Source organism: Cryobacterium sp. M91, assembly GCF_002929615.1.
In the GTDB taxonomy this organism is placed as follows: Bacteria; Actinomycetota; Actinomycetes; order Actinomycetales; family Microbacteriaceae; genus Cryobacterium; species Cryobacterium levicorallinum.
In genome coordinates this window covers 96182-115991 of sequence record NZ_PJJT01000084.1, presented here as the reverse complement: position 1 = coordinate 115991, position 19810 = coordinate 96182, and the positions used below count along the sequence as shown (strand labels likewise).

The following is a 19810-nucleotide window of genomic DNA, read 5'->3' as shown; positions in this document are numbered from 1 at the left end:
CCGGGAAACTGGGCCGGGGTCGTGTCGGGCTGGCTCTCAGGAAGTTCCCAGACGGGACAGGTTCGCCGGGCAGGTCTGACGGATAGGGTGGAATTCAACCACCTGGAGGTAACACCATGCCCACGACACTCACGAGTGAAGCAACCACCGTCTGGACCGGCGATCTTCCGACCGGTTCCGGAATTGTCACGCTCGATTCCTCACATACCGCGGAATTTTCGGTGAACTGGAAGGCTCGCGCCGAAGGGGTATCGAACACCACCAACCCCGAGGAATTGCTCGGCGCCGCTCACGCAGCGTGCTTCTCTATGGCCCTCGCCAACGCCCTCGGCTCGGCTGGCCATACCCCCGAGAGTATCCAGACCACCGCCGCCGTCACCTTTGCGGCCGGAACCGGCGTCATCGGCAGCCACCTGCTGGTCAGCGCGAAGATTCCCGGTCTGACCGAGGCCGAGTTCGAAACGTTTGCACAGGATGCCAAGGAGAACTGCCCGATCTCGAAGGCGCTCGCCGGCATTCCGATCACCATTGAAGCAGAGCTGGCCTAGGCTCAGGCCATGCGCGTTCTGATTGCCGGCGCATCCGGTCTCATCGGCAGGGAGCTTAGCCGCCAGGTCGAAACTGCCGGCCACACCCCGGTGCGGCTGGTACGACGCGAGGCCCTCGGTCCCAACGAGATTCGTTGGGACCCGGCCACGTTGGTTTTGGATCCGAGCGTGCTCGACGACATCGACGCCGTCGTCAACCTGTCCGGCGCGTCGCTGGCGCGGCTGCCGTGGACAAGCGGGTACCGCCAGGAAATCCTGCAATCCCGTCTGCACGCCACGCGCACGTTGACCGACGCGCTGCGTCGGTCAACGAACCCGCCGACCGTTCTGCTGAACGGCTCTGCGGTGGGGATCTATGGGAATCGGCCGGGGGAAGTACTGAGCGAGGCATCCGCTGTCGGCACCGATTTTCTCGCCGAGGTGGTCACGCGTTGGGAAGCCGAGGCGCAACTCGCACCCGAATCGACCCGCGTCGTCACTCTGCGGACCGGTCTGGTTTTAGCCAAGGGCGGGGCGCTCAAACCCGTGCTGCCGCTGGCCAAGCTCGGTCTGGCCGGGCCGCTCGGCAGCGGAATGCAGCACTGGGCCTGGATCAGCCTGCACGACGAGGCCGCGGCGATCGTGCACCTGTTGACCTCGACCCTGTCCGGCCCGGTAAACCTGGTCGGGCCGACCCCCGCGACGGCCAACGACATCATCAGCACACTCGCCGCAGCGCTGCACCGGCCGTTCCGGCTGCCGGTACCGAAACCGATACTGACTTTTCTGTTACAGGATGCCGCCCGCCAACTGCTGCTCGCCGATCAGCAGGTGAGCCCCCAGAAGCTGCTCGACGACGGATTCGAGTTCGCTCAGCGTACGCCGGCCACCGCGATCGCCTGGATGCTGCGCCAGCCGTAGCGGCGCTGGCTCTAGCGCGTGCGCTCGAGGGTGATCGCCGTGCGAATCGCGCCGCGCGCACGTTTGCGGTCGCCGGAGGCGTCGTAGGCCAGGCCGAGACGTAGCCAGGACTGCCAATTCTCGGGTTCCGCCTCAACCTCGGCCTGGGCCGCCGGAAACTGAGCGTCGGCAGCGTCCCGATAAGGACGACCGCTCGGACGCACCGGCAGGTCGTTCGACGGAAACCCCCCGAGTTCGTCGAGCTGACGCACCAGCCGCTCCGAGCGGATGCCGAAGGTAATCTCCCGCGCGAGCGCCCAGAATCCGATCAGCGGCAAGACGAGCAGCGCCACGCCGATCGCTATCCCGACCGGTTCCCCACTCTGGATGAACGCAATGGCGCGCACTCCGGCAAGCAGTAGGTAGAAAACCAGGAGTACCGCCATGACGATGACGGCGATTTTGCCCTTCATTTGTTCGCTCCCGCGGTGTCCGAACCGAATCCAAGGTCGACGATCTGGTCCAGGCCCACCGTCACCCCGGTGGCGGTGCGTGTCGCGGCGAGGGCCAGTAGAATGCCGCTCTCGTAGGCGCTCGGCGACAGGGTGTTGTGGCTGATCGTAAGCGTTTCACCGGTCCCGCCCAGAATCACGTCCTGCCGGGCGAGCAGTCCGGCAAGGCGCAGGCTGTGCACGGGCACACTCGAGACCTGCTGCCCGCGGGCCCGCTGGTCGGTGTGCGGAGCAGACACCGGGCCCAGTTCGGCGCGGGCACGACCGATCAGTTCGGCGGTGCGCACAGCGGTGCCCGACGGCGAATCAACCTTGCCGGGCTGGTGCGCCTCGACGATCTCGATGGAGTCGTAGAATCGGGCGGCCAAGGCGGAGAACGCTGTGGCGAGAACTGATCCGATCGAGAAGTTGGGAATGATAATGACGCCGGTATCGTCGCGGCCCTCGAGGCGGTGGCCGAGTGCGTCGATGCCCTCCTGGCTCCAGCCCGAAGTGCCCACGAGCACCCGCAGACCGTGCTCGGTGGCGAAGTCGACGACGGTGCGGCTGACGTCGGGACGGGTCAGGTCAACGGCGATCTCGGCGCCGAGCATCTCGCTCAGCTCGCTGCGGGAATCAAGCCGGGCGACGACCTCGTAGCCCTCGGTTCGGTCGATCAGGTCGGAGACCAGGCGGCCCATCTTGCCCGTTGCGCCGATAATGGCCACCCGTGTTGTCATGGAACCAATCTACCAATTGATCTCTGTCAGCAACGCCCGGTCGATTAGAACATCAGCGGTTCGGGCAGTCCGGTGCGCAGCTCGACCGGCAGGTGGCCGAGATCGTTGTGGGTGACCAGCGTCCAGGGACGGCCGGGTTTCTGCTGCAGCACGGTCAATCCGCAATTGGCCTGGTTGATGCCGACCCAGCGCCAGTCGGGAGCTCCGAGCACCTCACGCACAAACCAGGCGATCACGAAATTGTGGGTGATCAGCAGGTCGTGCCGCTGGCTGCGACGTGGCTGCAGAAATTCGGCGACCGCGTCTTCCATCTGGGCGCGTCCGGCAGCGATTTCGTCCTCTGTGACCGAGCCGAAGAAAGGGTCGTAGGCCTTGGGTGTTTCGGCAGCCCGGCCAGAAGGAATGCAGTCGAACAGCAACGCAGACGATTCGCTCTGCACCGACGGCAACCGTTCGGCCATGATTTCGGCGGTTTCGGCCGCTCGCTGCAGCGGTGAATGCCACGCGCCGGTGAAGGGAACGCCGCTCAGCCGGTCGGCGATCAGTAACGCCTGACGTTTGCCACGCGGCGATAGTGGACCGTCATGCAGGCCGTGTTCGGCATCCTGCTGCTCGCCGTGGCGTACCAGGTAGATGTACTGGGGCATCATTGTCCATTTCGAATTTCAAGGAGTCCGCGGGTGCGGATACTGCAGAAGCTTTGCGGCCGGCTCAGCCGGGGAGGATCGCCGCGAAGGCGTCATCGTCAAGCGCGCCAACTGCGGAGATCGACACGGGCCCGCTCGCGAGCTCGGCGGCGAGCTCCTGCACGTCGGCCGCGGTGACGAGCGCGAGGCGGCGCAGGGCCTCATCGAGATCGGCGAACTCACCGAGGGTGATCTCGGAACGACCCAGCCGGGACATCCGCGTGTCCGAGTCTTCCAGCGCGAGAGCGGATGCTCCGCTCAGCTGCCCCGACGCCCGCTTCATCTCGTCGGTGGTCACGCCGGAATCGGCGAGGCGGTGCAGTTCGCTGAGCATGAGCTCGGCGACCTGGCCGGCCTTGGCCGGTGTGCATCCGGCGTACATGCCAAACAGCCCGGCGTCGGAGTAACCGGGAGCGAAGGAATAGACCGAGTAGGCCAGGCCGCGCTTCTCGCGCACCTCCTGGAACAGCCGGCTCGACATGCCGCCACCGAAAATCGAGGTGAGCACACTCATGGTGACGCGGCGGTCGTCGGTGGCCAGCAGCCCGGGCATTCCCAGCAACAGATTGGCCTGTTCCAGTGGCCGTTTGACGATGGTGAGCGCCTGGCCCTGCTGAATATCGGCTGCGACACCGCCGCGACGGCTTACCGGGGTCTGCGCGACGCTGAGGTCCCAGCCGGCCAGTTCGAGGGCCCGGGTGACGGCGGCGACGAGCACGTCGTGGTCAACAGCGCCGGCGACAGTGACGACGAGGTCCTGCGGGCGGTAGTTGGCCTGGTAGTGCTCCCAGACGGCCGATCTGGTGGCACCGCGAATGTCGTCGGCGCTGCCGCCGATCGGGCGACCGAGCGGATGCTGCCCCAGCACGGCTTCAAAGAAACGCTCATTGGCGACATCGGCCGGGTCATCATCGGCCATGGCGAGTTCTTCGAGAATGACGCCGCGCTCGGTTTCGAACTCACCGGCATCCAGTTTGGACGAGGTCAGCATGTCGGTGAGCACGTCGATGGCCATGCCGAGGTCGCGGTCTTGCACCTTTGCGTAGTAGCAGGTGTACTCCTTGGCGGTCATGGCGTTATGTTCGCCGCCGACCGCGTCGAAGGAGATGGCAATGTCGAGCGCTGACCGGGTGGGCGTGCCCTTGAACAGCAGGTGTTCGAGAAAGTGGGTGGAGCCGAAATGGCCGGGCTGCTCGTCGCGCGACCCGACGGCAACCCAATAGCCGATGGTGAGGCTGCGGGCGCCCGGTACCTGCTCGCTAAGAATGCGCACCCCACTCGGCAAAACGGTTCGACGCACGAGGGCATCACCGGCGGCCCGAAACGTGAGTTCGGCCTGGTCTAGGGGAAAGTCGACTGCACCGTTCATATCACCCACAACCTTACTTGACCGCTCCGTTCGCGCCGGCGTACCCGCGGGGAGGCACCGCCACAACGCTGGCACCAGTAGTGTTCCGCTGAACATCAGTACCGTTCGATACCCCCAGTTTGGCCAAATCGAACCGAGCCGTCAGATCCGACAGACTGGTCTGTCTAGTGTGTGTTACAGTCTGGGAGCTGACCTGCCCAAACCCGCGGTTTTGCGCTGATCTGGGCCCCAAACGGCCCCCGATAGAGGAGCCCGAATGACCACGCTGACAGATGAGGCCGTTCGGCCGGCGACACACGCGAAGGTGCGCATTCTCGCCACCGCCGACCGTCTGTTCTACACCGAGGGCGTGCACACCGTGGGTGTGGACCGAATCATCAGCGAGTCCAAAGTCACCAAAGCTACCTTCTATAAGTACTACCGTTCCAAGGACGCCCTCATCGTGGTCTACCTGCAGGGTCGGGACCGACGCGCTCGGGAGCTTCTCGCCGAGCTGGAGCGACGCTTCGACACCCCCGAGCAACGCCTGCGCGGTGTCGTAGCCGAAATTTCGGCTCAGGTGATCCGCGAGGGATTCCACGGTTGCCCGTTCATCAACGCTGCAGCGCAGTTCACCGACCCGACGCACCCGGTACGTCAGGCTGTCGCCGCTCACCGCGATTGGTACGGCCGCAGCGTCGAAGACCTGTTCCGCGGCATGGGTCATGCCCGGCCCGGTGACGCGTCGGACGACTTCTTTCTGGCCAGGGACGGTGCCTTCGCCGGCGCCAACCTCGGCGACCCGATCGGCGCCCACACCGCGCTGATTCGTGCCGTGCAGCGCGTCCTCGACGAGTCGAGCGACTAGAAATCAGACGGTCGACACCCGATCCAGGTCGGCCAGATCGGTCCGACCGAGACGGATGCTCGCCGCCGCCAGTAGCGACGCCACGTGATCAGGTTGCCCGGCCCCAGCGATCGGTGCGACCACATCCGGCCGGGCCAGGAGCCAGGCCAGTGCGATCGTCGCAGGCGGGACGCTGTGGGCGGCGGCGATGCGATCGACCACGGCGAGCACGCGCAGGGACCGCCGGTTGACATAAACCCGCGCGAGCTGACCGCGGGCGGTGCCGGCGGCATCCGCTTTGGTGCGATAGGCACCGGCCAGAAAACCGTGCGCCAGAGCGAAGCCCGGCATGAGACCGAGATTCTGTGCACCGGCCGCAACCGCGATACTCGGTTCCAGTTCGGTACGGTGCACGAGGTTGTACGGCGTTTCGACGGCGACGAACTTGGGCAGGCCTAATGCCGAGAGAACCCGGGCCTGCATCAGGCGCTCAGCCGAGAAGTTGGAGGCCGCAAGATGGCGAACCTTGCCTGCGCGCACGAGCGTGTCCACGGCAACCAGGCTCTCTTCGAGGGCGACGGACTTGTCGTCGAAGTGAAAGTAGAGCAGGTCGAGATAGTCGGTGCCGAGCCGAGCCAGGCTGGCCTCGACGGCGCCGACGATGCTGCGCTGGCTCAACCCGGGGTTATCGAGGTTGTGTCCGATCTTGGTGGCCACGATGGTCTCGGCGCGCGCTCGACGCGAGCGCAGCCACCCACCGATGATCACCTCGCTGCGACCGGCGGCGAAGCTGTCGGCCGTGTCCAGAAAATTTCCGCCCAGATCGCGGTGAACGTCGAGAATCGCGGTTGAGGTTTCACCGTTAGCCGTCCAGCCGAAGGCGTTGCAGCCCAGAGCTAACGGATGCACGAACAACTCAGTCCCCGGAATCTGGCGCCGGACCACAGGCGCACCAACGGTCAACTCGGCCAGCCCGGAACGGTCGATCGACATCGCGTCGAGGGAGGATGAGAGCGTTTGTCTGGTCATCGTGATTCTCCTCCCGCGGGGTGTTCGCCGGGCCAGTCGTTTCTGCCGGATTTTTGATGCGTGAAGCTTGCTATTGGCCCGACTTTAGGCGAGGCCACCGACATTTCCCGGCGGCACGCTAAACCGTTACCAAAACGTGCGTCGGAACGGGGCGAATTGGTGCTGCTGACCCTCAAGGCGGGGCCAGACTGCGTTGGTCGACAGTCGGTACCCGCATGATTTGTTAGACTGGCCGTTGCGCGAAAATTGGGCTGAATGTGCAGGCGCACATCCGCCCTGGGCCGCCGGTTATCGAATCGACTATTCGATCTTCTGGCGAGGTATCCTGCCCGAATCAGCCGCAGGAAAGCAGCCATGACCACCGACGCCTCCGTGCCCAACCCTCAGGTTCCCCGTGAGGCTCGCAGGCGCCGCACCTTCGCCGTGATCTCTCACCCGGACGCCGGAAAGTCCACGCTGACCGAAGCACTGCTGCTGCACGCCCGCGCCATCACTTCCGCCGGAGCCACGCACGGCAAGGCCGGCCGCAGCGGTACCGTCTCCGACTGGATGGAGATGGAAAAGGCTCGCGGCATCTCGGTCACGAGCGCCGCGATTCAGTTCGAGTACCACGACGCCGTGATCAACCTCGTCGATACCCCCGGCCACGCCGACTTTTCCGAGGACACCTTTCGGGTGCTCTCGGCAGTGGATGCCGCGGTGATGCTCGTCGACGCCGCCAAGGGTCTCGAGCCGCAGACCATGAAGCTGTTCGCGGTCTGCAAGCAGCGCGGGCTTCCCGTCATCACCGTCATCAATAAGTGGGACCGGCCGGGCGACACCCCCCTGGCCCTGATGGATGAGATCCAGACCCGTACCGGTCTGCTGCCGACGCCGTTGAACTGGCCGGTCGGCGAGGCCGGCGACCTGCGCGGTGTGCTCGATCGCCGTTCCGGTGATTTTCTGCGTTACACCCGCACGGCTGGTGGCGCGACCGTGGCCGAATCGGTGCGGCTGGATGCGGGTGACGCGGCCAAAGAAGAGGGCCCGGCCTGGGCATCCGCTGTCGAAGAATCTGAGCTGCTCGACGCTGAGTCGCAGAATCACGACTCCGAGCTGTTTCTCGACGGCCAGACCACCCCGGTGCTATTCTGCGCGGCCGTGGCGAACTTCGGGGTGCAGCAGCTGCTCGACACCCTGGTCGAGTTCGCGCCGCCGGCCGAAGCCCGCATCGATATCGATGGCAACCCGCGCAAGGTCACCTCGCCGTTCTCGGGGTTTGTGTTCAAGGTGCAGTCCGGCATGAACTCGGCGCACCGCGACCACGTGGCCTTCGTGCGCGTCTGCTCCGGCGAATTTCGCCGCGGCATGATCGTCACCCACGCCGCGACCGGCCGGCCCTTTGCCACGAAGTATGCCCAGCAATTGTTCGGCAAGGAACGTACCGTCACCGACCGGGCCTGGCCCGGCGACATCGTCGGACTCGTGAACGCGTCGGCGCTGCGGGTGGGCGACTCGATCTTCGAAGACGAGCGGGTGGAGTTTCCGCCGCTACCACTGTTCTCGCCCGAACACTTTCGCGCCATTCGCCCGGTAGACAGCAGCAAGCACAAGCAGTTTCGCCGCGGCATCGACCAGCTCGACCATGAGGGCGTCATCCAGGTGATGCGCTCAGAGGTGCGCGGCGAGCAGGCCCCGGTGCTCGGTGCCGTCGGACCGATGCAGTTCGAGGTCGTCGAAGACCGCATGGTGCACGACTTTCACGCCGATATCCGCATGGAAGCGCTGCCATACCAGGTGGCCCGCAAGACCGACAAGGAGAGCGCGCTCGTGCTCGCCGGAACCCGCCAGGTGGAGGTGTTCACCCGCTCCGACGGCACGCTGCTCGCCCTGTTCAGCACGCCGTGGCGGTTGCAGGCCATTGCCAAGGAGAACCCGAAGCTCGTGCTGATCGACATTGCGAACGCGACGGCCGACGACTTTATGTAGCGTGTTTCACTAACCAGAAAGGCCGCATCCTCGTGGAGGATGCGGCCTTTCTCGTGCTGTAGCAGCTAGGTGATGCAGCGGTTACGCATCGACGACCACGGAGGTGATGACGGGGCTGCGACGGTACTTGCGGTTCATCCAACGGCTCACGGACTGCGTGAATAGATCCTCGAGCTCGGCGCCGTCCACGATCTTGATGCGGTTCGCGGCCTTCATGGCCTCATCGATGACCTTGGTGGCGCCCTTGACCCACTCGTCGTCGTGCACGAATCCGCGCGCCAGGAACTCGACGGGCTCGGAGAGAGTGCCGGTCTTGGCGTTGAGGATTCCGAGAATGGTGATGGTGCCGTCCTCGGCGAGCTTACGACGATCTTCCATCGCAGCGGATGCTGCCCCGCCGACGGTCATGCCGTCAACGAAGACGTAGTCGGCGACAACGCGGCCGGTGACCTTGGCGTGGCCGTCGATGAGGTCGACAACGACGCCGTCTTCGACGACGATGACGTTCTCCGAGGGGACGCCGGTCTGGATGGCGAGGTCGGCGTTGGCCGTGAGGTGACGCCATTCACCGTGGATCGGCATGACGTTGACCGGCTTGACGATGTTGTAGCAGTAGACGAGCTCGCCGGCGCTCGCGTGGCCGGAGACGTGCACCTTGGCGTTGCCCTTGTGCACAACGTTGGCACCCCAACGAATCAGGCCGTTGATGACGCGGTAGATGGAGTTCTCGTTGCCGGGGATCAGCGAGCTCGCGAGTAGCACGGTGTCGCCCTCGCCGATCTTGATGACGTGTTCGCGGTTTGCCATGCGCGAGAGGGCTGCCATCGGCTCCCCCTGCGAACCGGTGCAGATGAGAACGACCTTGTCGTCCTTCATACGCTCGAGCGCCTTCATATCGACGATCAGGCCCTTGGGAACGTTGAGGTAGCCGAGCTCGCTCGCAATCCCCATGTTGCGCACCATGGAGCGGCCGACGAACGCGACCTTGCGGTTGTGTTTGACGGCAGCGTCGATGACCTGTTGGATGCGGTGCACGTGGCTGGCGAAGCTCGACACGATGATGCGGCGCGGGGAGGTGCGGAACACGGTGTCGATTGCCGGTCCGATATCCTTCTCGGCAGTGGTGAAGCCGGGAACCTCGGCGTTGGTCGAGTCGGTCATGAACAGATCCACGCCCTCTTCGGCCAGACGCGCGAAGGCGCCCAGGTCGGTGAGGCGCTTGTCGAGCGGGAACTGGTCCATCTTGAAGTCACCGGTGGCGAGCACGAGGCCGGCCTCGGTGCGGATGGCGATGGCCAGGCCGTCGGGGATGGAGTGGTTCACGGCGATGAATTCGAGGTCGAACTGGCCGATCGTGCGGCGCTCGCCCTCTTTCACCTCGATGAAGTTCTGGCTGAGGCGGTGCTCCTGCAGCTTGGCGGCGAGGAAGGCCAGGGTGAGCTTGGAGCCGACGACGGGAATGTCGCCGCGTTCCTTGAGCAGGTAGGGTACGGCGCCGATGTGGTCTTCGTGACCGTGGGTGAGCACAATGGCTTCGATGTCCTGCAGGCGGTCGCGGATGGCCGTGAAGTCAGGCAGGATCACGTTGATGCCGGGCTGGTTGTCCTCGGGGAAGAGAACGCCGCAGTCGATGATGAGCAGCTTTCCCTTGTGCTCGAAGACGGTCATGTTGCGGCCGATCTCGCCGAGGCCTCCGAGCGGGATGATGCGCATGCCGCGGGCCGGCAATGCCGGCGGAGTGCTCAGGTCGAGGTAGTGGTTATTCATGAATCTCATTTCGTTGTCTGCGATACTGCATGTCCAGGTGTGTGGGGACCGAGATCGGGCATGCGAAAGACCGACGAGCAATACTCAGGGGGCCTCAGCGCGCATACGCGTACCTCGTGTCGTGTCTGGCGGGCAAGCAAAATACCGGCCAGATACCTCCCTAGTCTACCGACGCATCCACGATCGGAGTTTTGGGCACGAAAAAGGGGCCCCGCGCTCGGCGGAGTCCCCTGATTCGTGTCATCGACCTTGGCGGTCGGTCTGGTTAACGACTACACGGCGCGGCCTGCGCCGACACGTATCCGCCGGCCTCGAGGTGCCGCGCGGTGCCGCTGACGTAGCCGGTGGCGGTGATCGCTCGGCGAACGTCGTGGGTGACGTACTCGTTGGCGGTGGTCGTGAGTGTCGTGGGCTTCGATACGTAGGAATTCACGGTGCTCCTGGTGCAATTGAGTGAAAGCGGATGCCGACAGTCAGACAGAGCACCCAGTCACGTTCGAGAGTCCTCGCAAAACGCACAGGCGTGTCTGCGAGGAGCTGGTTCGAGTGAAACTGGGGTGATGGCCCGGTCGGCGGGGAAAATGCGCTGCGCCGCGCGGGCTGCAGAAACCCGGATCCTCTAATGGACCGCCATGATTTCTGAGCTGCACTAAGAATACCGCAGCGTGCCACCCATTTGGGGGAAATGCACGATCTACACAGGCGCCATGCAGTTACAGGATGGCCTACAGCTACACAGGTACCGTGCAGCCAGCATGGAGACTAAAGTCGATAAAATTCTGTAATGACTTCTTCTGCGCTGTATGACATCCCCCTCACCCTCATCGACGGAACAGAAACCACCTTCGGCGCCTACCAGGGCAAGACGGTTCTCGTCGTCAACGTGGCCTCGAAGTGCGGCTTCACGCCGCAGTACGCTGGACTGGAGGCACTCTACGAGCGTTACGCCGACGACGGGCTGGTCGTGCTTGGGCTGCCGAGCAACCAGTTCATGGGCCAGGAGCCCGGCACCGAGGAGGACATCGCCCAATTCTGCGGCATGACCTACGGCGTGACCTTCCCGATGACAGCCAAGGTCGATGTGCGCGGAAAGCACCAGCATCCGCTCTACGCGGAGCTGACGAAGTTCAAGCAGGGCCTGTTCCCCGGTCTGATCAAGTGGAACTTCGAGAAGTTTCTGGTGACACCGACCGGTGAGATCGTGGACCGCTTCGCCTCCTCGGTGGAACCGGAGTCGACCGAGATCGTCGACGCGATCGAAAAGGTTCTGGCCACCAAAGCCGCCTAGCCCCTCGCGTCTCTACCTCCCGTGCCCGGGCCCGGAAAGTGGGCCCATGCTGGATCATGGGCCCAGGACTCTCAGGTGGGCCCGGAGAATTTCAGCCGGCTGCGCGGCGCAGCACGGCCTCGGCGTGACGCAGCACGGGGCCGTCGATCATGCGGCCCTCGTGCTGGAAGACGCCGCGCGCACTGGCGGCGGCCTCGAGCAGCCCGAGGGCGTAGTCGACCTCGGCGGTGGTCGGCTGGTACGCCGACCGAATGACCTCCACCTGGCTGGGGTGGATGCACGCGGTGGCGGTGAAGCCGCTCGCGACGGCATCCGCAGCCTCGTCGCTGAGCCCGGCCGTGTCGGTGATGTCGAGGTGCACGGTGTCGATCGCGGCCTTGTCGTGTGCTCGGGCGGCCAACAACACCTGGGAGCGGGCCTGGCGAGCGACGTCGCGGTAGCGGCCGTCGGGGAACCGGCTGGAGCTGCCACCGAGTGACGCGACCAGGTCTTCGGCACCCCACATGAGCGCGACGACGTTTCGTGCCGCGGCAATCTCGGGCGCGGAGATGACACCGGCGGCGGTCTCGCAGAGCGCGATCACTCGGAAGTCATCGAGCATCTCGACCTGGCCGAAACTGACCGTCTTGGCGAGCATCACATCGCGGTACTCCGTGCGCTCCAGCGCGGCCAGGTCGAGCGCGAAGTCGGCAGTGTCGGCCGGATTGATGCGCACGATCGTGCGCATCGGGTCGAGTGGATGCTCAATCAGCGCCCGACGCGCGTCGGCCCGGGCTGCGGGCGCGACGGCGTCTTCGAGGTCGAGAATGACCGCGTCGGCGCGCTCAACGGCCTTCGCGTAGCGTTCGGGACGGTCGGCCGGGCAGAACAGCAGCGCCGGTCCGAGGGTGAACGGGGCCGGAGTAAAGGGGCTCAACCCGCTCGGGCTGTCGTCGAAGGGGTCGGGGCCGGCCGGATACTCCTCAAACGGGTCGGGATCGAGTGGGCCCCCGTCGAACGGGCCGCTCATTCTGCTGCCCCCCGACACCAGACCAGCACGGTGCGCACGGCCGTGCCGACGATGACGCCGTGCTGGTTGCGTCCCCTGTGTTCGAGCGTGATGATGCCCTGCCCCGGCCGGCTCTTCGACAGCCGTTTGTCGGTCACGATGGTCTCCGAATAAAGGGTGTCGCCGTGGTGCAGCGGATGCGGAAACGTCACGGCCGAAAAACCCAGGTTCGCCACGATCGTGCCCTGGGTCAACTGGGCGACCGAACTGCCCACCATGGTCGAGAGGGTGAACATGGAATTGACCAGGCGTTCACCGAACGGCTGCGTTGCCGACCAGGCCGCGTCGAGGTGCAGGGATTGGGTATTCATGGTCATCGTCGTGAACAGCACGTTGTCGGCCTCGGTCACGGTGCGGCCGGGGCGATGCTGGTAGAGCGCCTTCAGGTCGAACTCCTCGAAGTACAGGCCGCGCTGCTGAACTGGGTGGCGCTCCTCCGGCTGCAGCTCCTTCGTACTGGAATCGGGCATCCGCTTCTCCAATTTCGTCAGGTCAGCCGGCGAAACCCAGGGCCCGCGAAATGACCATGAGCTGCACCTCGGTTGTGCCCTCGCCGAGCTCGAGCACCTTGGAATCACGATAGTGCCGGGCGACCGGGTTTTCGTTCATGAATCCGTATCCGCCGAAGATCTGGGTGGCATCGCGGGCGTTGTCCATGGCCGCTTCGCTGCCGACCATCTTGGCGATCGAAGCCTCCATCTTGAACGGCTTGCCGTTGATCATTTTCAGCGCCGCGTCGTAGTAGGCGAGACGCGCGGTGTGCACGCGCGCCTGCATCCGAGCGATCTTGAAGGCGATGTGCTGGTTGGATCCGATCGAGCGGCCGAACACGTTGCGGCTGTTGGCGTAGCGGATGGATTCTTCCAGGCAGCCCTGGGCGGCGCCGGTGCACAGCGCGGCGAAAGCGACGCGACCCTCGTCGAGGGTCTGCACGAAGTTCGCGAAACCACGGCCGCGCTCCCCGAGCAGGTTGGCTTCCGGCACCCGCACATTGTCGAACACGAGCGGATGCGTGTCCGACGTGTGCCAGCCCACCTTGTCGTACGGCGGCAGTGCCGTGAAACCGGGGGTCGGCGTCGGCACCAGGATGGCGGTGAGTTCCTTCTTGATCGAACCGTCCGCGCGGGTGGACTCCCCCGTGACGGCGGTCACCGTGACGAGCCGGGTGATGTCCGAGCCGGAGTTGGTGATGAACTGCTTCGTGCCGTTGATGACCCATTCGCCGCCGTCCAATGCGGCGGTGGTCTTGGTGCCCGCGGCGTCCGATCCGGCATCCGCTTCGGTGAGGCCGAACGCGGCGAGCGCCGAGCCACTCGCGAGGCGCGGAACCCACTCCTCTTTCTGTGCCTCGGTGCCGCTGCGGTACACCGGCATGATGCCGAGGCCGACCCCGGCTTCGAGGGTGACAGCGATACTCTGGTCGGCGCGCGCAAGCTGCTCGACCGCGAGGCAGAGCGCGAAGTAATCGCTGCCCTGGCCGCCGTACTCCGTCGGGAACGGCAGACCGAAGAGCCCCAGCTCCCCCATCTGGGCGATGATGCCATAGGGCAGGCTGCGCTTGGTGTCGTACTCGTAGGCGGCGGGCGCGACGACGGTGTCGGCGAAATCGCGAACGGTGTCGCTGAGCGCCTGGTATTCGGTGGTGAGTTCGTAGCTCATTCTGAGTCTTCCTTGTCTGCGCTGGTTCCGGGGGTAGTGCTGGTTTCTGGTGTGACGGTGGCGACGATCTGGTCGAGGACCACGAGGTCGCCGGTCTTGAGGTTCACGGTGACGCGGCCCGCCGTGGCGGCCACGAGTTTGTGTTCCATCTTCATGGCCTCGACTACGAGGATGGTCTGCCCTGCTGTGACCACGTCACCGGTGGCGGCGTGCACCGCGATGACGGTGCCGGGCATCGGCGAGCGCACGTCTGGACTGACCGCACCAGGCACCCGGTCACGGCTGAGGAGGTGTTCCGCGAGCTGCTCGGCCCGGGAGCGGTGGCGTAGTTCGAGCGAGAAGCCGTCGGCGCCGATGTACACGCTGGCCCCGGACTGTTCGATGGCATACACCCGGGTCTCGCCGCCGTAGTCGACGCTGCACGCGCCGTCTCCGACGCGCAGGAGTCCGGCTTCGACGGCCGGGCCGTCACCGATAGAAACGGATGCCATCCCCGGCTCCCCCACTACCCGCACGTCAATGGATTCGGTCGCGCGCATTCCCAGCGAGTAGCGCACCGGTCGTGGCGAACCCGCCCGCCACCCGCTCGGCCGCGTCCACACGCCGTTCACGTCGGCCAGACTAGACGCGGCCAATTCCGACCCGGCGAAGGCGCGCCCGTGCAGGAACAATGCCACGGCGGCGAGTACGTGCTCGTCGGCTCCCTGAAACTTGAGGCCCGGAAGCTTGCGTTCGATCAGACCGGTGTCGAGGCGGCCGGCGCGCACGTCGGCATCCGCTAGGAGCAGCCGCAGGTACTCGGTGTTGGTCTGCACGCCGAGCACCACGGTGTCGGCGAGCGCCCGGTCGAGTCGGTTCAACGCCTCCAGCCGGGTGGGAGCCCAGGCGATCACCTTGGCGAGCATCGGGTCGTAGTGCGAGGCGATGGTCAGGCCCGGCATCAACGAACTGTCGACCCGAACTCCCTCGCCGGTCGCCTCGTGCAGCTGCAGCACCGTGCCGATGGTCGGCAGAAAGCCGCGCCCGGGATTCTCGGCGTAGACCCGGGCCTCGATTGCATGCCCCGTGAGGCATATGTCGCTCTGGGTGACCGTGAGCGGCTCCCCCTCGGCAATGCGCAGCTGCCAGTCGACCAGATCAAGGCCGGTGACCAGCTCGGTGACCGGGTGTTCCACCTGTAGGCGGGTGTTCATCTCCATGAAGAAGAATTCGTCGGGCGCGGTCGCGGAGACCAGAAATTCCACGGTTCCGGCGCCGCTGTAGCCCACGCTGCGGGCGGCGGCGCAGGCTGCCTCCCCGATGCGCGCCCGGGTGGCCGCGTCGAGCAGGGGCGACGGCGCCTCCTCGATGACCTTTTGATGCCTCCGCTGCAGCGAGCACTCACGCTCGCCGAGGTGGATGACGGCGCCGTGGTTGTCGGCGAGCACCTGCACCTCGATGTGCCGCGGAGTCGACACGAGCCGTTCGAGCAGCAGGGTGTCGTCGCCGAAGGCGCTCAGCGCCACGCGGCGGGCCGTCTCGAGGATGGCGGGCAGGTCTTCAGCGCGTTCCACCACGTGCATTCCCTTGCCTCCGCCGCCGGCGGAGGGCTTGATGAGCATCGGATAACCCACATCGACGGCCGCTTGGATCAACTGCTCGTTGCTGAGGCCCGGCTGAGCGACCCCGGGGATAATCGGCACCCCGTAGCCGGCCACGTGGTTCTTCGAGCGGATCTTGTCGCCCATCACGTTCAGCGCGTGCACGCTCGGACCGATGAAGGCGATGCCGGCGTCGGCGCAGGCCTGGGCGAAGGCCTGATTCTCGCTGAGAAATCCGTAGCCGGGGTGGATGGCCTGCGCTCCGGTTCGCGCCGCAGCGGCCAGAACGGCCTCGAAGTTGAGGTAGCTGTCGGCCGGGGCGGCGCCGCCGAGGCGCACCGCGGCATCCGCTTGGAATACGTGTCGCGCGGTGCGGTCGGCGTCGCTAAAGACGGCGATTGAGCGGATGCCCCGCTCCCGCAGCGTGCGGATGATGCGGCACGCGATCTCCCCGCGATTGGCGACCAGCACGGTGTCAAAGGTCATGGGCTCACTCACATTCGGAAGAGGCCGAAGGCGGACTCGCCGAGCGGCGCGGTCGCGCAGACGGCCAGGGCAAGCCCGAGCACCATGCGGGTGTCGGCGGGGTCGATGACGCCGTCGTCCCAGAGCCGGGCGGTGGAATAGTACGGGCTACCCTGGGTCTCGTACTTCGCCAGGATCGGGTCCTTGAACGCGGACTCGGCCTCGGCCGACCACTCATCACCGCCGCCCTCGATCTGCTCCCGCTTCACGGTCGCGAGCACGGCGGAGGCCTGCGGACCACCCATCACGGAGATGCGGCTGCCCGGCCACATCCAGAGAAAGCGCGGCGAGTAGGCCCGGCCGCACATGGAATAGTTGCCGGCGCCGAAGGAGCCACCGATGACGACGGTGAGCTTGGGCACCCGGGTGGTGGCGACGGCGGTGACCATTTTGGCGCCGTGCTTGGCGATACCGCCGGCCTCGGCGTCCTTACCGACCATGAACCCGGAGATGTTCTGCAGAAACAGCAGCGGTATGCCGCGCTGGTCGCACAGCTCGATGAAGTGGGCACCCTTGAGCGCGGAGTCAGCGAACAGGATGCCGTTGTTGGCGACGATGCCCACCGGGTGGCCGTGGATGTGCGCAAACCCGGTCACCAGCGTGGTGGCGTACTCGCGTTTGAATTCGTGGAATTCGCTGCCGTCGACGAGGCGCGCGATGACTTCGTGCACGTCATACTGGCCCTGCACGTCGACCGGGACGGCTCCGTAGAGTTCGCTCTCGTCGGCGACCGGGTCGATGGTGGGCAGTACCTGCCACGCCGGGGCATGAACGCGAGGCAGGGTGGAAACGATGTCGCGCACGATCTGCAGGGCGTGCTCGTCGTTTTCGGCGAGGTGGTCGGTGACGCCGGAGACGCGGGCATGTAGGTCGCCACCGCCGAGCTCCTCCGCTGTGACGATCTCGCCGATCGCGGCCTTCACGAGCGGCGGGCCGCCCAGGAAGATGGTCCCTTGATTGCGCACGATCACGGTCTCGTCGCTCATCGCCGGAACGTAGGCGCCTCCGGCGGTGCAGGATCCCATGACCGCGGCAATCTGCGGGATCTTGGCCGCGGACATCCGTGCCTGGTTGTAGAAGATGCGGCCGAAGTGGTCGCGGTCGGGGAAGACCTCGTCTTGCATCGGCAGAAAGGCGCCGCCGGAGTCGACGAGGTAGATGCAGGGCAGTCGGTTCTCGAGGGCGATTTCCTGGGCTCGCAGGTGCTTCTTCACCGTCATCGGGTAGTAGGTGCCGCCCTTGACCGTGGCGTCGTTGGAGATCACGAGCACGTAGCGGCCGTGCACGAGCCCGATGCCGGCGATGACGCCAGCGCCGGGGCTGTCGTCGTTGTACAGGCCGGTCGCGGCGAGCGGCGCGATTTCGAGAAACGGGCTGCCGGTATCGAGCAGTTGGTCGATGCGCTCGCGCGGCAACAGCTTGCCGCGGGCGAGGTGACGCTGCCGGGACTTCTCCGGCCCGCCGAGCGCGGCAGTGGCGAGGCGCTGTTTCAGGTCGGTCACGAGCTGCCGCTGGGCGGCGTCATTGGTGACAAAGGCTTGAGCAGAGGAGTCGAGCTGACTCGCGAGTGTCTCCATCGACATCTTCCCATTGGTGAGGCCGGAGCACCCGGCATCAACTACAGTTAGTGATTACTAACTGAAATTCAGGTTAGTCGTGATTAACTGAAATGTCTAGTTGAAAGGTTCGCATGAGCGCCCCGATAGAAACGACGCCGCGCAGCCAGGCCAAAGCCGACCGTCGTTCGGCCCTGCTCAGCGCCGCGGCCACGCTCTTCTCCCAGTCCGGATTCAACGGGGTCTCGATCGAAGACCTCGGCGCTGCCGCCGGAGTGAGCGGGCCCGCCGTCTACCGACATTTCAGCGGCAAGCAGGCCGTGCTCGCTGCGCTGCTCATCGACGTGAGCCAGGATCTCGTGGCCGGCGGCCATGCGGTCGTTTCCGAAACAACGGATGCCGCGGCCGCCCTGCGCGAGCTGGTGCGCTTTCACGTGCACTTCGCCCTGTCCAACCCCGATGTGATCCGAGTGCAGGACCGCGACCTGGACAGCCTCGCCGAGGCCGACCGCCACCGGGTGCGGCTGCTGCAGCGCGAGTATGTGGAACTCTGGGTGGAGGTGCTGAAGCGCGTGCACCCCTCGGGTAACGAAGCCCTGCTCCGCATTCGGGCCCATGCGACCTTCGGGCTCCTGAACTCAACACCACACAGCGCCCGCACCTCGGCGCAGCCCGCCGTGCGCGCCCTGCTCGAGGAGATGGCGCTCGCGGCTCTGGGCCTGCCGAGCGCCTAGCGATCCCGAGCGCAGTATTCCTCGTTAATGACGTACGGATCGGGCTGCGGTCGGAATCGCGACCCGTGGCGGTCGCGCCCTACGGAACCAGAACGCAGTCCTTACCGCAAGACCAGCCGGAAAGCGGCGTCAGAAGGCGGCGGTGCAGACGCAGAGCTCGTTGCCTTCGACATCGGCGAGTACCCACCAGTCGGGCGCGTGTTCGTCGGTGAGCAGCACGCCGCCGACTTCTAGTACGGCCGCGACCCGGTCTTCGGCATCGTCGCTCGGAACGTAGACGTCGAGGTGGATGCGGTTGCGGGCGATGCGGGCGATTTCCATGTGCTGAAACCAGACCTTCGGGGCGAGGCCGCGTGGGTCGACGAGTTCGATGCCGTCGTCGCCGGCGACTTCGGTATAGCCGAGGCCGACCCGCCAGAATGGGCGCACGGCATCCGCGTCGGTACAGTCGATCGCGATGTCGTAGCGGGTCGGCTGTTGGTCGTGGGCAGTGGCACCGAGGGTATCGGCGATCTGCTGAACTCGCACGGCGAGCTCTAGGTCACGCGCGGTGACTCCCCCGGCATCGTGCGAGGTCAGGGTGAGTGAGACGCTGCCGTAGCCGAGGCGCACGTCGGGGTGGTGGTTCATCGACTCGGCCACGTCGCCGACCCGGTTGACCAGTTCCAGGGCGGAGGCGAAGTCCTTGGTGCGGAAAGCGGCGTGCAGGAATCCGTCGAGGTGCACAAAAGCGGTGCCCGTCAACTGCTTCTTCGTCGTGAAGGGGGCGAGGAGTGCACCATGAGCGTTCATGCCTCAACTGTCCTCCGCCACCGCACCCGGGTCAACTGCCCGCGTCCACTGAAACCCGATTGCGCAAGCTTTGATGGTGATCCGCCTACCCCTTACTGACCCGGCAATCGAAGCCATGACGGATGGTCGGCAGTAGGCCGTCACGGCCCTGCGCGGTTACTACGGCGTTGTGTGTCTGCCTGAGCTCGCGAGAACGGGGCAACGGTTGCTCCAGGAAGGCCGAAGTAACAGTTCAACCGCTCTCGAATGCGAATTAATTTCTGATTTCACGTCACCAGATTACTGAGATTTGCTCGCGTTTGGGGTTGATTTCGGCTATAATTGT

At 65.5% G+C, this 19810-nt stretch carries 19 protein-coding genes; 6 read left to right on the top strand and 13 right to left on the bottom strand.

Going from position 1 to position 19810, the window contains the following annotated elements:
• Nucleotides 1–116: 116 nt before the first annotated feature.
• Together CXY80_RS09945 and CXY80_RS09940 are read left to right on the top strand one after the other, a co-directional pair.
• Complete coding sequence (locus CXY80_RS09945; RefSeq protein ID WP_092449915.1) at nt 117–548, top strand: OsmC family peroxiredoxin; 432 nt, start codon at nt 117–119, stop codon at nt 546–548.
• A 9-nt stretch (nt 549–557) separates the two neighbouring features.
• Complete coding sequence (locus tag CXY80_RS09940) at nt 558–1448, top strand: TIGR01777 family oxidoreductase (RefSeq protein WP_104132418.1); 891 nt, start codon at nt 558–560, stop codon at nt 1446–1448.
• Between the two features lie 11 nt (nt 1449–1459).
• On the opposite strand, the gene CXY80_RS09935 is transcribed toward CXY80_RS09940, so the two are convergent.
• The 4 genes from CXY80_RS09935 to CXY80_RS09920 form a co-directional block, all read right to left on the bottom strand.
• The gene (locus CXY80_RS09935) at nt 1460–1900 is read right to left on the bottom strand and encodes a hypothetical protein (RefSeq protein ID WP_104132417.1); all 441 of its coding nucleotides are present in this window, start codon (nt 1898–1900) and stop codon (nt 1460–1462) included.
• Nucleotides 1897–2658, bottom strand: coding sequence for a 4-hydroxy-tetrahydrodipicolinate reductase (gene dapB, locus CXY80_RS09930; RefSeq protein ID WP_104132416.1), 762 nt, complete (start codon nt 2656–2658; stop codon nt 1897–1899). The genes CXY80_RS09935 and dapB overlap by 4 nt, the downstream gene beginning before the upstream one ends.
• Before the next feature lie 44 nt (nt 2659–2702).
• Nucleotides 2703–3305: a histidine phosphatase family protein gene (locus tag CXY80_RS09925; RefSeq protein WP_092450135.1), complete on the bottom strand. Its 603-nt coding sequence runs from the start codon at nt 3303–3305 to the stop codon at nt 2703–2705.
• A 64-nt stretch (nt 3306–3369) separates the two neighbouring features.
• Nucleotides 3370–4713: a pitrilysin family protein gene (locus CXY80_RS09920; RefSeq protein WP_092449923.1), complete on the bottom strand. Its 1344-nt coding sequence runs from the start codon at nt 4711–4713 to the stop codon at nt 3370–3372.
• 256 nt (nt 4714–4969) lie between these two features.
• Between CXY80_RS09920 and CXY80_RS09915 the strand changes: the two genes are divergently transcribed.
• Nucleotides 4970–5560, top strand: coding sequence for a TetR/AcrR family transcriptional regulator (locus CXY80_RS09915; RefSeq protein ID WP_092449925.1), 591 nt, complete (start codon nt 4970–4972; stop codon nt 5558–5560).
• A 3-nt stretch (nt 5561–5563) separates the two neighbouring features.
• On the opposite strand, the gene CXY80_RS09910 is transcribed toward CXY80_RS09915, so the two are convergent.
• Nucleotides 5564–6568 carry an aldo/keto reductase gene (locus tag CXY80_RS09910; RefSeq protein WP_233195237.1) on the bottom strand — a complete coding sequence of 335 codons (1005 nt, stop codon included), beginning with the start codon at nt 6566–6568 and terminating at the stop codon, nt 5564–5566.
• 354 nt (nt 6569–6922) lie between these two features.
• Between CXY80_RS09910 and CXY80_RS09905 the strand changes: the two genes are divergently transcribed.
• Nucleotides 6923–8536, top strand: a complete 1614-nt coding sequence (locus CXY80_RS09905) for a peptide chain release factor 3 (RefSeq protein WP_104132414.1) — start codon at nt 6923–6925, stop codon at nt 8534–8536.
• 81 nt (nt 8537–8617) lie between these two features.
• On the opposite strand, the gene CXY80_RS09900 is transcribed toward CXY80_RS09905, so the two are convergent.
• Both CXY80_RS09900 and CXY80_RS19485 read right to left on the bottom strand, forming a co-directional pair.
• Nucleotides 8618–10303, bottom strand: coding sequence for a ribonuclease J (locus CXY80_RS09900; RefSeq protein ID WP_092449930.1), 1686 nt, complete (start codon nt 10301–10303; stop codon nt 8618–8620).
• 265 nt (nt 10304–10568) lie between these two features.
• On the bottom strand, nt 10569–10736 hold the full coding sequence (locus CXY80_RS19485) for a hypothetical protein (protein WP_158251629.1): 168 nt from the start codon (nt 10734–10736) through the stop codon (nt 10569–10571).
• A gap of 351 nt (nt 10737–11087) precedes the next feature.
• Here CXY80_RS19485 and CXY80_RS09895 point away from each other — a divergent pair, with 351 nt between their 5' ends.
• The gene (locus tag CXY80_RS09895; RefSeq protein WP_104132413.1) at nt 11088–11591 is read left to right on the top strand and encodes a glutathione peroxidase; all 504 of its coding nucleotides are present in this window, start codon (nt 11088–11090) and stop codon (nt 11589–11591) included.
• A 91-nt stretch (nt 11592–11682) separates the two neighbouring features.
• On the opposite strand, the gene CXY80_RS09890 is transcribed toward CXY80_RS09895, so the two are convergent.
• Genes CXY80_RS09890 through CXY80_RS09870 form a run of 5 tightly spaced genes read right to left on the bottom strand, consistent with a single transcriptional unit; the run spans nt 11683 to nt 17980 of the window.
• Nucleotides 11683–12600, bottom strand: a complete 918-nt coding sequence (locus CXY80_RS09890; RefSeq protein ID WP_104132412.1) for a CoA ester lyase — start codon at nt 12598–12600, stop codon at nt 11683–11685.
• Complete coding sequence (locus CXY80_RS09885) at nt 12597–13109, bottom strand: MaoC family dehydratase (protein WP_092449936.1); 513 nt, start codon at nt 13107–13109, stop codon at nt 12597–12599. Before CXY80_RS09885 ends, CXY80_RS09890 begins: the two co-directional genes overlap by 4 nt.
• A gap of 22 nt (nt 13110–13131) precedes the next feature.
• Nucleotides 13132–14298 carry an acyl-CoA dehydrogenase family protein gene (locus CXY80_RS09880; protein ID WP_092449938.1) on the bottom strand — a complete coding sequence of 389 codons (1167 nt, stop codon included), beginning with the start codon at nt 14296–14298 and terminating at the stop codon, nt 13132–13134.
• Nucleotides 14295–16364 (bottom strand): biotin carboxylase N-terminal domain-containing protein, encoded by a 2070-nt coding sequence (locus tag CXY80_RS09875; protein WP_104132411.1) that lies wholly within the window; start codon nt 16362–16364, stop codon nt 14295–14297. The genes CXY80_RS09880 and CXY80_RS09875 overlap by 4 nt, the downstream gene beginning before the upstream one ends.
• Nucleotides 16365–16372: 8 nt before the next feature.
• A complete protein-coding gene (locus tag CXY80_RS09870; RefSeq protein WP_092449941.1) occupies nt 16373–17980 on the bottom strand; it encodes a carboxyl transferase domain-containing protein in 1608 nt (535 codons plus the stop codon).
• A 113-nt stretch (nt 17981–18093) separates the two neighbouring features.
• On the opposite strand from CXY80_RS09870, the gene CXY80_RS09865 reads away from it, so the two are divergent.
• Nucleotides 18094–18693, top strand: coding sequence for a TetR/AcrR family transcriptional regulator (locus CXY80_RS09865; protein ID WP_104132410.1), 600 nt, complete (start codon nt 18094–18096; stop codon nt 18691–18693).
• A 129-nt stretch (nt 18694–18822) separates the two neighbouring features.
• Here the strand turns inward: CXY80_RS09865 and CXY80_RS09860 are convergent, their stop codons facing one another.
• On the bottom strand, nt 18823–19485 hold the full coding sequence (locus CXY80_RS09860) for a VOC family protein (protein ID WP_104132409.1): 663 nt from the start codon (nt 19483–19485) through the stop codon (nt 18823–18825).
• Nucleotides 19486–19810 lie beyond the last annotated feature (325 nt).